The sequence below is a fragment of the Paenibacillus sp. HJGM_3 genome (genome assembly GCF_045062745.1).
GTDB lineage: Bacteria > Bacillota > Bacilli > Paenibacillales > NBRC-103111 > Paenibacillus_AA.
The window spans coordinates 321,854-334,225 of the sequence record NZ_JBJGED010000002.1; the positions used below are offsets into that span (position 1 = coordinate 321,854).

Here is a 12,372-nt window from a genome sequence, read left to right on the forward strand (position 1 = left end):
CCCCTCAATTCCTTCTCCGACATCGTTTTTTGGGGTCAAGCCTACTTGCTTGCTTTCTGGTACCGATCGTAAGCGGCTTGATAAACCTTCAAATAGTCGTCGATTTTCATTTTTTTCAACGTGTTCAAGTAGGTGTCCCATTCCGAAAAGGGGACTTCGCCTGTTATAAACTTGGAAGTCATCTGATCGACATACGTGCCCAGATCCGTGTTCAGCACATTCAGCTGGTCGGCTTCCTCGTTCGTAAACGTAAAGGCGGGCCAAATGTCCTTGATCATGTAGGGCTTCAGTTTGTCGGTCGCTTTGTTCATCTCTTCGGTGACGGCTTTAAAATATTTCGGCGTCACGATTCCCGGATAGCTGCCTCCCGGCCAAGTCACATATTTGACGGCAGCCTGCTCGAGCGTAAGGCCTTGCGGATTTTTCTTGATTTCGTCCACGTAGTCGATTTTCCCGTCCGCCGATTCCGTGTAGCTGACATCCTTGATGCCCATAAAAAATAACTTGCTGCCTTCCTCGCCATAAAAATGATCGATCCAGCGGACGCTCGCTTCCCGATATTTGTTCTTATCCGTAAGGACGAAGGAACCGACCTGAACGAGTGACGACTGGATGTTGCTGTAGATCCGGTCTCCGTTCGGTCCTTTCAGGGCGGGGGAAACCACATAGCCGTTCTGGTTCATCAAGGTGGAGGGCCAGGTTAGTGCTGTTGCCCCATAAACCCCATCCGCACCCTTGGCGTAAAATTGGTTCGCCTTGATCGTCACGATCTCTTTGTCCATCAAGCCTTCTTTGTGCAGCTTGTTCATAAATTGCAGCAGCTGCTTGTAACTTTCGTCTGCCGGCGTAAACCGAAGCTTGTTCGTCTTCGGATCGACATCCACGTTTTTATGATTGACGCCGCGGTTCATGAGACCGAACGCACCTTTCAAGTTATCCATTAGACCGAGATACCCGACGCCGCCAAAAGGAATTTCGTCGTCTTTCCCATTGCCGTTTAAGTCTTTGCCCATCACCGCTTTGAGGTAGTTATAAAACTCGTCCAGCGTCTGCGGCTCCGGCATGTTCAGTTTGTCGAGCCATTCCTTCTGAATCCACAGCTTATTGCTGATCAAAATTGCGTCAAAGCCTGGCTCATAGACAAGCGGGAACGAATAAATGTTGCCGTCGGGCATCGTAATGCCCTGCTTGATAAACGGGTATTTCTCCATCAGCCGCTTCAAATTGGGCGCATACTTGTCAATCAAATCATTCAGCTTCACGAATGTGCCCTGACTGCCGTATTTCATCAAATCAACGGTCGAAAGCCGGGTCGTGTGGAAGGCGTCCGGGTAATCCCCGCTTGCCAGAGCCAAATTCCGTTTTTCCGCCATCGTCTCAAAGGAAACGAGCTGGAAATTCACATTCACGTTCGTCATTTTGGCATATTCTTTCCATAGAGCCGTCTCATTCCAATTGTTGGCCGTGGTTGGGGCTTTGCCGGTGAAGAATGTCAATTGAATGGGCTCCTTGACGATCGGAAAGCCCTTCTCGTTCAGATTCGAGACCGTTTTTTCGGCTGTCCCCTCACCTGGGTTCCCCTTGCCCTCATCTGAACAGGCTGACAAGATCAACACAAGCGCCATAACGGTACTGTAGGTAACCATTGCTTTTTTTGGTTTAAGCACACATAAGTCCTCCTCATCTACTAGTAGGTCTGCCTTGAACTTTCCCCTCATGGCTTTGTTGCTTCATACTTCAATACATCGCTGTTCTAGTTCCTTGCGTCGCGCCGCGGTCGATCACCTCCTTATGCAACCGATTTCATCTAGCGATACCGTTATTCTAGATGACGTGAAATCGGTCCATAAGCCAGATCGTCGCACACGACAGTCACATTAGGGCATTTACCATACCTTAAAAAAGAAAAAGAGCCTGAGGCGCTACAACGATTTAGCCTACAAACCGTTGTTGTCCTCAGGCTCTAATGGGTTATGCTCGAATCATCAATTCCAGAAGCACGCATTATTACGACCGGCGATTCTCCTTGCTCTTGAACCAATACCGAATTCCTCTCCCGGCATAAGGCTCGTCCGCGTAGCGCGGAATCACGTGCAGATGAGAATGAAATACGTGCTGTCCGCCGACATGCCCGCAATTCCAACCTACGTTAAATCCCTCCGGCCGGTAGTTCTCCTCGATGTAGGCTTTGGCTTTCTGCAGCAATTCGTAAGTCGCCGCCCACTCCGCCTCCGTCAAATCAAATACCGTTTCTCGATGCTCCCTCGGAATAATGATGCCGGCTCCTTCAATCTCGGGCTCATTCGCGATCAGGAACAGGCAATGCTCGTTTTCAAGCACCAGCTTTTGCTGCTCGAACTGAATGTGGCAATACTCGCATTCGTTCATGGGCGCATCGTCTCCTCCCGCTAGCAATCCCCGCCCCTCGTTAGACGCGGAACAGCCCGTATCCTTCCAGCGGGACGACCGGCTTCTCGTCGATCGACAATCCCCCGGTCTCCCCGGAATGGCTCGCCACGTCGATCAGCCATTTCGTGAAGCCGGCGACGTTCATACTCTCCATCTCCTCCGGGCTGACGAACGCGGCCGCATCGACCTCCACGCCATCCGGCGTCGGTTCGCCGGCAATATAATCCATGGCAAACGCGACATACACGTTATGGATGCTTCGAGGCTGATCCCGGACCGCTACGATTCGTTTGACCACCGCCTCTACGCCCGCTTCCTCCAGTACCTCGCGCTCGATCGTCTTATGGAACAGCTCGTGCTGCTCGATATAGCCGCCCGGATTCGTCCAGAAGCCTTTTCCCGGGTTTTGCGCCCGACGGACGAGCAAATATTTGCCATCCTTCTCGATCAGCGCCCCCACACCGACGCTATAATTCCCCCAATGCACGAAATTGCACGACGGGCACCCTTTTCGCTCGACGCCGTCAATCGTTTTCCATACAAGCTCCGTACCGCACGATAAACAAAAGTTCGCTTCCACAGCTATGGCCACCTTCGTCTAGTAGGAATAATAAACAGGCTCATTATACTATATTTTGCCCTCAGGAGGTTCGGGATTTTACGGGAATGACGAGCTTGAGCCCGGACCATACCTCATCCACCGCACACACCTTCACATCCACGAGACCATGCCCTAGTGCGAATTCCCGGATGTAGTCTTCGGTCAGCTCGGTCGGTACTTTGGAAGCTTTTTTCGGCCACGAGACCCAGATCATGCCGGTTTGACGAATCCGCTGCTTGGAGGCGAGCAGGAAGCGTTCGAACTCCATCTTACCCTTGACGAACATGTGCACCAGATCGATTGCTTCATCTTCTTCATTTACCCATTCGACGGGAAAAGGGAGCTCGTCCAACAACGATGCATAATGATCCGGAGCTTGAATGAGGCTTACCCGGTTCTGCGCTTTGTAACCCAGTTTTTTGTGTAAGGGAGTGCCTGAATAGCCCGCTGTCGCATCCTTCATGCTCCTCTCCTTTCCATTAGTCGCTGTAGGCCGGTTGATCCGGGTTGTTCAGGTAGCTGAACAACATGTTCACCTGATTCTCCGTGTTCCGCGACGACGAAAGGACAGGCAGCTCGTCGGGGCCAAAGAAGCCGACTTCGGACGTCTCCACGCTCGTGCGCTCCTCACCGCCTATGAGCTCGCAGAGGATATAGACCGTGTATTCGTGGTACGGTGAAGGCGGTTGGTCTTCATGACGGTTTTTGTCAAAGATGGCCAGCAGCCGCCCGGCTTGTACTTCGTAACCCGACTCCTCCCGCGTCTCCTTCACGGCGATCTCCTTGGGTGAGAGGCCGATATCGGCCCACCCGCCAGGCAGCGCCCAGGCGCCATCCGCGCGTTCCCGGACGAGCAGCAGCTTCCCCTCGCGGAATACAACGGCCCGCACAGCCACCTTCGGCGTCGCATATCCTTGCTCCGCCGCGAATAAGGAGCGCACTTTCTCTTCTTCCACACCTGTGTATGCGCTCATAATCTCAATGCTGAGCTGACGGAGCTGCTCGAATCGTTCCTGATCGTAGACGTCCTTCGAATAAGCGAGGCCCGACTGGCTGATCGCTTGAATTTGCTTGGCCCACTCCAACCATTGCAGTTTCATGGATGTGTCGCTCCTTGTAGTCAATTGATTTTCCGTTTGATGACGTAGGCATTCTTGGCTCGCTCGAAACCTGTTTTCTCATAAAACCCCGTTGCCTTCGGCGCCGAAGTCAGCACGTATTGAATTTCCGTCTCTCCGAGTTTGTCCCTAAGCGCATTTAGCAGTGATTTACCGATGCCAAGCCCTTGATATTGTAGATCTACCGCAATGTCCGAGATGTAGCAGCAATAAGCGTAATCGGTTATCGCTCTGAGCAATCCGATCAGACGGTTCCCGTCATAAGCGGTTATGAGTTCATCGGCATGGTCGAGCATCCTCTGAATGCGTTCGAGATCGTGATAAGGCCGCCGGATCCCGGAGCGCCGGAACACATCGGCTGCTTCCTCGGGTGTGCAAGGCCGGTTAATTCGCAGCGTTATTTCAGGAGGCACTTTCCCACATCCCTTCATGGCTTACCACAAATTCAAGAATAAGTTCATGAATTGTTCCATCCATGCATCTTGACAAATATTTATTTTTGTGGTATAATAAATATTTTATCTATTTACTCTTATTTCGCGCCCTGCTAATATAGTCAAGTATCTCACCATATGACAGGAGGGATTGCAATGACTAACACTCAGGGTATCCAAATGCTTCAGATTTCTGTAGAAATGCTCGGCCGAACCGAGACCATTCACCCGACGCTCGTTTGGAACGACGACCATGTAGTTCTAGTGGACACCGGCTATCCGGGGCAACACTCACTCCTTGTGGAAGCGATCGAGGGAGCCGGCATCCCCGCTGATCGGCTCACCCATATTGTGATTACGCACCAAGACTTGGACCATATCGGCGGCTTGCCTTCGCTGATCGCGGCGAACGCAAGGGAGATCGAAGTGTTGACTACGGCCGTCGAGCGGCCCTACATTCAGGGTGAGAAGCGATTGGTTAAACTATCGCCGGAGGCCATCGATCAAGCCGTTCAAGGGCTGCCACCTGCTGTACCCGACGAATGGAAGATGAAGTTCCGGTTTACCCTGGAGCATCCGCCTCAAGCTCAAGTCACATCGATAATCGCCGGCGGGGATGAACTCCCTTACGGTGGCGGGCTGATCGTAGTCGACACACCGGGACATACTCCCGGTCACATCAGCTTGTACCATCAACCGAGCAAGACCTTGATCGCGGCTGACGCCCTGATCGTCTCGGACGGGGAGCTGTACGGACCGATTCCGGCTCTATGTTGGGATCCGGACCTCGCCCGCGAGTCGATTGCCAACCTCACTCGCTATAATATCGACTCGATCATATGTTATCATGGCGGTCTGTATCAAGGAGACTGCAACCGAAGGCTGGAGGCATTGGCGAGTTCGCCCGAGCGTCGGTAATGCACGTTGCACAAAACAGGAACCCTGTACGATTATAGCGATTCGCTAGGTCGGTACAGGGTTTTCGTGTTGACTCATGCAGTTACTTGGGTATAAAGGGTCGAATCGCCTGTTCGTCCCACACCTGTGCTTCGATGTACCGCTCCGGCCCCCGGGTTCCCTCGGCATTCCATATGTGCGGCCATCCGTACCACTCGTCAGCTCGACAATCTCATCCTTCCTGTAGACGACCTCTCGGTATGGCTTATCGTCTCGATAGCGCATCGTGGGAAATAAGTCCCCGTATGTAAAACTGACGATGGCCGGATCGAACGCCTCCCAGGGAATTGTGAGAACTTCCCCGCGTTTGTACCAGCTCTTCAGCCACTCACATGGTCCGAGCGTCAGATAGTGCGGATAGGACAGGACCGGCTTACCGCCCTTCTCGACGAACAATGTTCTTGCGCGTGCCTCCAGCTGGCGCCGGACGAGCATATAGTCGCCGGATCGCTTGCTGGCGAAGACCATCCCTTTCCGACGAATGTCTTCCAGCATGTCCTGTGCCTCCGCCTCCGGCAACGCAGACAGATTCCGAAAGGGGCCAAGATCAGAGTCGTAGTAATGATACAATTGCAAGTCCATCGGTTAGCTCCGCTAGTTTTTCATAAAGCTTACACCAATCTACCTTTCAGCGTCATGACGGCTTGGCCCGAAATCCGAATGCGAGTTCCTTGAACATTTAGTCGGAGGTGTCCTCCCCTGGAAGACAGCTGTTCCGCCGCCAGCTCCCTTTTACCCAGCTTGTTCATCCAGTAAGGCCCCAGGCAGCAATGCGCCGACCCGGTTACAGGATCTTCGTCGACCCCAAGAGCCGGGTAGAAGCATCGGGATACGAAATCGATCCCCGGACGTTCTGTCGCACTTGTAACGATAATACCTCGACTCGGTACTTTTTTCCATAAATAATAATTCGGCTGCAACCCGCGTACCGCTTCCTCGTTCTCAACTTCGATCAGGAAGTCCATCCGGTTTTTGCCCATGTAGCGGTAAGGGATGCCGAGGCCTTGCGCCAATTCTGGATGGGGTTCACACGCGGACGGCGGCTCCAAAGGAAAATCGAGCTCAATCCAGTCGCCATTCCTTAACGCCGTTAACAATCCGCTCTTGGTGTAAAATTTCAGCTGGGGCCCTGTGAACAATCGCTCTCCCCACAAAAGATGTGCGCTCGCGAGTGTCGCATGACCGCACAAGTCTACCTCGGCAACAGGCGTGAACCAACGTAGTGAGTAGCCATCGCCCTGCTTCAGCAGGAAGGCTGTTTCCGAGGCGTGCATTTCGTTTGCCACTCGCTGCATCCACTCGTCCGGCTGTTCGGTCTCCAAGACACATACAGCCGCCGGGTTGCCTCGAAAAGGTTTATCTGTAAACGCATCTACAAGATAAATATGCATAAGTTCGCCCCCTCACCATTTGTTCCACTTCACTTTGTTGATCGCGTCCTTCTGCTCGAAGCAAGCCTCGAGGTCGATGTCGTACACGTTGGCCAAAGCGGCGACATAGTAGAGCACATCGCACAGTTCTTCCTCGATCGTACCTTTGATCCGCCCCTCGTTCTTCTCTAAACGTGCGTCTTTCCGGATCACCTCGGCCAGCTCCCCGACCTCTTCCACCAGCTTCAAATAGTAGCGCATCCGGTGCTCCGGTCTATAGTCGGTTTGCTTGATGTGGCTTTGCAATCCGTTTAGGGTGATGGGTTTGTTCAAATATCTGTCGTCCTTTCTAACCGCGAAATCGAAACCTCTTACTTAGCGTAGCAAAACCGGTTGCTGACGCGGAAGAGGTCCCCGGGTTTCAGATCTAGCAGCACCTCCACGCCGTCGATGAATTCATGGGCTTTTGTGCCGAGCTCGCGCTTCTTCGTCTCGAAAGGAGTGTCCGCGTTCAAGCAAATGAGCGTAATGTTGGTGTCGAACGTCAGCATATCCCCGTTGACTTGGGGGTTCACCATATAATAAGCCGAGGGCTTGGCGTATTCGTCCGCATCGAACAGCGCGACGGCGCCTTCCAGCGAACGCCCGTCCATCAATAGCGGATACGCTTCCAGGGTGTCCCGGTCCAGTACGATATCGATTGAGCCCCGCCGGGCATTCTCATGAACACGTACAACACGTCCCCTGAGTTCAGATGCAGCTCGGCGTTCGCTAACCCCGCTTGCCTCCAAGATCGTAAAGGCCGTCACTTCGGCGACCAGCAGCTCCTCCCCGGCATACCGGAGCAAGGCGGCCTTCGCATCCGTCGTGATAGTACGGCCGCGGCTATCTCGGAATACGACGGTCTCGCCAGGGGCGTGCGTACCGACAAGAATGTCGCGATGCCCGGTTGCATGCGTGATCTCTACACCGATCGGTTGAAAAGAGCCATGAACCGTGCCGGACACCCAAGTGAGCGGCTGCACGCTCTGAAGGAAGGGCTCCTGCGCATACGGCTCCAGCACGGTGCAGAAAGTCGACGCGTGAGAGTCTGCTGCCGTGGCGCGCTCCGCCTCGTCGGCTCCGGTGGACTCGAGCTGATCACGCCACATGACGAACGGAAGCCAATCGGCGCGCCCCATGTGCTGGAAGCCCATCTCGCCGAGACTGAACACGACCTGACGCTCATTGCCGGTACGATCAGGTACGGTATGCACCTTGAGCGCGGCGTGATCGTACCGGTACGTCCAGCTGACGGGACCGGTGACCCGTGCTCGGCGCTGGGCTTTCATCCAGCCGTAGCCCGGCTGTTCATAGAGCGGAGCGTCTTCCGTGCCGGGCAGCGTGCCTCTCAACGTTCCGGTGAGCGGCTCCCAGTCGTCTTCCTCGATGCCGTGGAAGCTGACGCGATCCGGTGCCAGCATCCCGGCCGTGTTGTAGTCGAACGTCGTCCCCCCGCGCACATATGTAACATCTACCACATACGCGTCGGCGGAGTCCGGCGCCGGAACTAGCCAAGCCCAGCGCTCCGCATGGGAGCCCGGATACATGATGTCGTTCTGCAGACCGGCTAGCTGGAAGTGTCGGCCTTCGTAATGCGCAAGCTGCTTCGAGTAGGACGAGGCTTGCGTCCGGCCATCGATCAACGTTACCATGCATGGGGCCGAATGAGTCTCCCACGCCGATATTTTCGGACTGATCCATGTAAACGGATAAGCGCCTACGCCGGCCAGGAGATGGTAACCATATGCCCCGATCCATAAACCCAGCTTGTCTCCATGGGCATGGCCGGCGGTTGGCTGACCATAGAGCATCACATGCTTGCAGTCTGCGGACGTGCGCCCGTGGCGAAGCACGCTCGTCTCCGAATTTTGCAGCAGGAATGGGGTGAACGTCGACTTGGCTGCCTCCGAGTATTCGGCATACACGCTGGCGTCCGAAGCAGTTGCGAGCAGCAGCAGCGCATGATTCAGATGCGTCTCCCCCACGATCTGCAGCCGGCCGGCGGCAAGCTCCTCTTCGCTATACAGCGAAAGCAACGGGCCGATGAGCGGACGCGCCGATTCCATACGGGCGAACGTAATCTCGAACGACGGCATATAGTGCGGCAGCCCTTGGCGCCGATGGGGGCGAAGCGGTTCCTTGTTGTCGAGCTGCCAATCGCCGAAGGCGGGAATCAGACTGCCCGATTTCACTCGGAACATGAACGAAATGATGTCGAAGAACCCGTACTGCGTGTCCTCGAACATATTGATGCCTTCCGGGTAATAGTCGTCGTCGGAGAACGTATAATTGTTATTTGCCATGATGATCATCTGACTGCAAATATGGTCCAAGTACCCCATCGAATCATACGCATACCGGCCGTCGCGGTAAAATAAATTCCGCAGCTTGCCCTGCAGGCTGTGCGGGCCTTCCGACAGGATGCGCCGCATCAGCTTCCCGCTCTGCATGAAGCTCGCGAGCACAAGCTGCTTGTAGATGTAGCGGAGCGACCAGTCCGCCGTCCGGCGCACTTCCATCTCGGCCGAGTAGAGCAAGTACGGGATCAGCTCGTGAACGGTCTCCTTAACGCAGAACGGAGCGGTCCGCGGGTTCCCCTCCGCATCCTTCTTCCGTGCGAAGAGCGCGGCTAGCTCCGGCGCGCAGTCGTCAATCTCGTCATAGAGGAGATCGAGCGCCTCGAAGAAATTATCGTACCACTGGCTCTCGGTAGTGGACGGCTCGGCGATATGAACGGTATCGCTGAGGGTGCCGTCTGCGAAGTTCCCGTTCATGTATGGGATCAGCTCCGCGATTCGGCCAATCAAGAGCAACGCCTTGTGTGCATACCGGCGCTCCCCGGTCAGCACGAAGGCATAGGCGAGATTGTTGATCGCGCCTGCATACCGTTTGCCGCTCGACTCGGGACACACTTCCGGATCTTCGATCGTCAGTTCATAAGGCGATCCCATCAGCATGCCGAGCAGGAACAGGCGGTAGGCGCCCTTGAACATATAGCGCACGTGCGGGTTCGGGAACCCAACGGGCGCGATGAACCCGTCCCCCGGGTCGTCCAGGACGACCGGCTCGCCGGTGGTCGGATTCGGAATCGTCATCCCGAGCTTCCACCATGTGGAAGTCGCCGGATTGTAGAACTCGTACGGGCGCTCCAGACAAGTTTGCAGCGTACGGAAGTTGCCCCCATACAGCGGATCGCCGTAATATTGAGCCACGGTCAGAGCGCGTGGATTGCCCGCCGGGACGAGATCGAACAGCTCGTCGTCGCTCTTGCCCGCCCAATAATCCGCCACGGAGACGATCGAGTCGCGCATCGCGCGGCCCCAGGCGGTCGTTTCGCTGTTCAGGCGAGCCCGTTCTACGTCGGAGCGCCTCAGCCGGCCGGTCATGCCCTGCTTCTTACGGGTGACATATGTATGAATTTCAGAAGGCACGGTTCGTTTTTCCCATCTCGTAGGCATCCCTCGCCGGTCCGCTTCCGCCAGCCGAACCACCTCTTCGATCTCGTTCTCGTCGAGGCCGCTCGTGGGCAGCAGTAAGCCCATCCCTTGACCGTGCACGATCGAGTCGCAGGGCTGCCCGGACCATTTCGAAATCCCACTGTCCCCTTTTCCTGATGTCTGTCTATACACATTAAATCCGATCCACCGGCGCCCCGCCGATGTGGCCCAGTCGTCCCGAAACCCTATGTCGGCCAATGGCAGTTCCATCCGCAAATGCAATGTTCCCTGTTGCACGTCAGCGTTCCCATAGAATCCGACCGGCAGCGGCTGGGATTCATATTCATATCCAAAGCGGTCATAGTAAAAATAGGCCCCATCACAGCGGATGCGGATGAAATTGTGCGGCTTGCGTCCGTTGTGGGCGGGATCGAACAGAAAATGGACGACCTCGTCGCCCAGCTCCCGGAATTTCTCGCACGTCAATTCGATTACAATCCGTTGGCCGGTCATGCTCATCGTGAGCCGGCTCTTCTGCGCAGCAGGCACTAGCGTATGCCCGACCGTGAAGGCGGTCGACGTCTCGGGAGTCCGGGCGCCGCCCTGCTCGTGCACGAGAAAGATAGGGTACAACGACGGTTTCGTTCGGATCGACATAGGGATCCTCCTCAGCGCGGAAAGTTTCGATTATCCTATCCATTTTAGCCAAACGTACAACCCTGTAAGTGTCAATAACAGTGTCGGAACGGTCAAAATAATGCCAATTTTAAAATAATACCCCCACGTAATGCGAACTCCCTTGCGGGCAAGCACGTGCAGCCAAATTAGTGTAGCCAGCGAGCCGATCGGCGTCATTTTCGGCCCGAGGTTCGTGCCCACGATGTTGGCGTACAGGAGCGCTTCCCGCACGATACCGTCCGTGTAGGTCTCGTCGATTGCCAAGGCTCCTACAAGGACCGTCGGCAAGTTGTTCATCAGGCTGGACAGGACGGCGGACAGAAAGCCCATCCCGAGCGTAGCCGCGAACAAGCCGCCGGAAGCCAGCTTCTCGATCAGCTGCCCGAGCAGCTCGGTAAGCCCGGCATTGTGGAGTCCATACACGACGACATACATACCGATGGAGAAAATGACGATTGTCCAAGGCGCTTCTCTCAGCACTTGTGCGGTTTGAACGACGGAACTGCTTCGGGCCGCCAAGAGAAAAAGGAGAGCCGCACCCCCCGCAATGACGCAGACCGGAATCGGAAGCCATTCGCTAAGCAGGTAAGCCGCCAGAAGGATGCCGATAATGATCCACGACAACCGGAACAGCCGAACGTCCCGGATCGCCGTCGATGGAGCCGGAAGCTGGCACAAATCCAACTTTGCTGGAATGGCACGCCTGTAAACGAGGATGACCATCAGGACGCTGGCGACGAACGAAAATCCGTTGACGACGACCATCCGGCTCGCATATTCGACGAATCCGATGCCGAAGTAATCGGCGGAAACGATATTGGTCAAATTGCTGATGATGAACGGAAGAGACGTCGTATCCGCGATGAACCCGCCTGCCATCACGAACGCCAGCACGGGCAGCCCCTTCATCCGCAGCGCACGGACTTGAGCGAGCACGATCGGCGTCAGGATGAGCGCCGCCCCGTCATTCGCGAACAGGGCGGATACGGCAGCCCCTAACGCCAGCATGTAGACGAACATCCGCATCCCTTGGCCGTCTGCGAGCCGGGTCATGTGGAGCGCCGCCCACTCGAAATATCCGATCTCGTCTAGAATGACGGAGATCATGATGAGCGCGATAAACGTAAGGGTCGCATTCCAGACGATGCCGGCCACCGTCCAGACGTCCGCCAGGTCCACGACGCCGAATGCCAGCGCCAATAAGGCCCCTGCCGCCGCCGGCCAGCCGATGCTGAGTCCTTTGGGCTGCCAGATGACGAACGTCATGGTGATGATGAAAATTCCGATAGCGAACCCAGCGAACACAATGATGGACCTCCTTCGATG

12 protein-coding genes are annotated in these 12,372 nt (G+C 55.4%); 1 reads left to right on the plus strand and 11 read right to left on the minus strand.

Features of this window, described 5'->3' with window-relative positions; translation table 11 throughout:
* Window positions 1-41: 41 nt before the first annotated feature.
* The 6 genes from ACI5FR_RS03750 to ACI5FR_RS03775 all read right to left on the minus strand — a co-directional run bounded on the left by ACI5FR_RS03750 (window position 42) and on the right by ACI5FR_RS03775 (window position 4,541).
* Entirely contained in the window at window positions 42-1,667 is a 1,626-nt protein-coding gene (locus ACI5FR_RS03750; RefSeq protein WP_405450475.1) for an extracellular solute-binding protein, read from the minus strand.
* A 340-nt stretch (window positions 1,668-2,007) separates the two neighbouring features.
* Complete coding sequence (locus ACI5FR_RS03755; protein ID WP_405450477.1) at window positions 2,008-2,388, minus strand: HIT family protein; 381 nt, start codon at window positions 2,386-2,388, stop codon at window positions 2,008-2,010.
* Between the two features lie 40 nt (window positions 2,389-2,428).
* Entirely contained in the window at window positions 2,429-2,989 is a 561-nt protein-coding gene (locus ACI5FR_RS03760; protein WP_405450480.1) for an NUDIX domain-containing protein, read from the minus strand.
* 61 nt (window positions 2,990-3,050) lie between these two features.
* The gene (locus ACI5FR_RS03765; protein WP_405450483.1) at window positions 3,051-3,473 is read right to left on the minus strand and encodes a DUF3052 family protein; all 423 of its coding nucleotides are present in this window, start codon (window positions 3,471-3,473) and stop codon (window positions 3,051-3,053) included.
* 16 nt (window positions 3,474-3,489) lie between these two features.
* A complete protein-coding gene (locus ACI5FR_RS03770; protein ID WP_405450486.1) occupies window positions 3,490-4,110 on the minus strand; it encodes an NUDIX hydrolase in 621 nt (206 codons plus the stop codon).
* A 20-nt stretch (window positions 4,111-4,130) separates the two neighbouring features.
* On the minus strand, window positions 4,131-4,541 hold the full coding sequence (locus ACI5FR_RS03775; protein WP_405450489.1) for a GNAT family N-acetyltransferase: 411 nt from the start codon (window positions 4,539-4,541) through the stop codon (window positions 4,131-4,133).
* A gap of 177 nt (window positions 4,542-4,718) precedes the next feature.
* Between ACI5FR_RS03775 and ACI5FR_RS03780 the strand changes: the two genes are divergently transcribed.
* On the plus strand, window positions 4,719-5,480 hold the full coding sequence (locus tag ACI5FR_RS03780; RefSeq protein WP_405450492.1) for an MBL fold metallo-hydrolase: 762 nt from the start codon (window positions 4,719-4,721) through the stop codon (window positions 5,478-5,480).
* Between the two features lie 45 nt (window positions 5,481-5,525).
* On the opposite strand, the gene ACI5FR_RS03785 is transcribed toward ACI5FR_RS03780, so the two are convergent.
* The 5 genes from ACI5FR_RS03785 to ACI5FR_RS03805 form a co-directional block, all read right to left on the minus strand.
* On the minus strand, window positions 5,526-6,014 hold the full coding sequence (locus tag ACI5FR_RS03785) for a hypothetical protein (RefSeq protein ID WP_405450495.1): 489 nt from the start codon (window positions 6,012-6,014) through the stop codon (window positions 5,526-5,528).
* A gap of 116 nt (window positions 6,015-6,130) precedes the next feature.
* Window positions 6,131-6,910, minus strand: a complete 780-nt coding sequence (locus ACI5FR_RS03790; protein ID WP_405450497.1) for a PhzF family phenazine biosynthesis protein — start codon at window positions 6,908-6,910, stop codon at window positions 6,131-6,133.
* Between the two features lie 12 nt (window positions 6,911-6,922).
* On the minus strand, window positions 6,923-7,222 hold the full coding sequence (locus ACI5FR_RS03795) for a MazG nucleotide pyrophosphohydrolase domain-containing protein (protein WP_405450500.1): 300 nt from the start codon (window positions 7,220-7,222) through the stop codon (window positions 6,923-6,925).
* A gap of 38 nt (window positions 7,223-7,260) precedes the next feature.
* Window positions 7,261-11,025, minus strand: a complete 3,765-nt coding sequence (locus ACI5FR_RS03800) for a hypothetical protein (RefSeq protein ID WP_405450502.1) — start codon at window positions 11,023-11,025, stop codon at window positions 7,261-7,263.
* A 30-nt stretch (window positions 11,026-11,055) separates the two neighbouring features.
* Window positions 11,056-12,354 carry an arsenic transporter gene (locus tag ACI5FR_RS03805; RefSeq protein WP_405450692.1) on the minus strand — a complete coding sequence of 433 codons (1,299 nt, stop codon included), beginning with the start codon at window positions 12,352-12,354 and terminating at the stop codon, window positions 11,056-11,058.
* Window positions 12,355-12,372 lie beyond the last annotated feature (18 nt).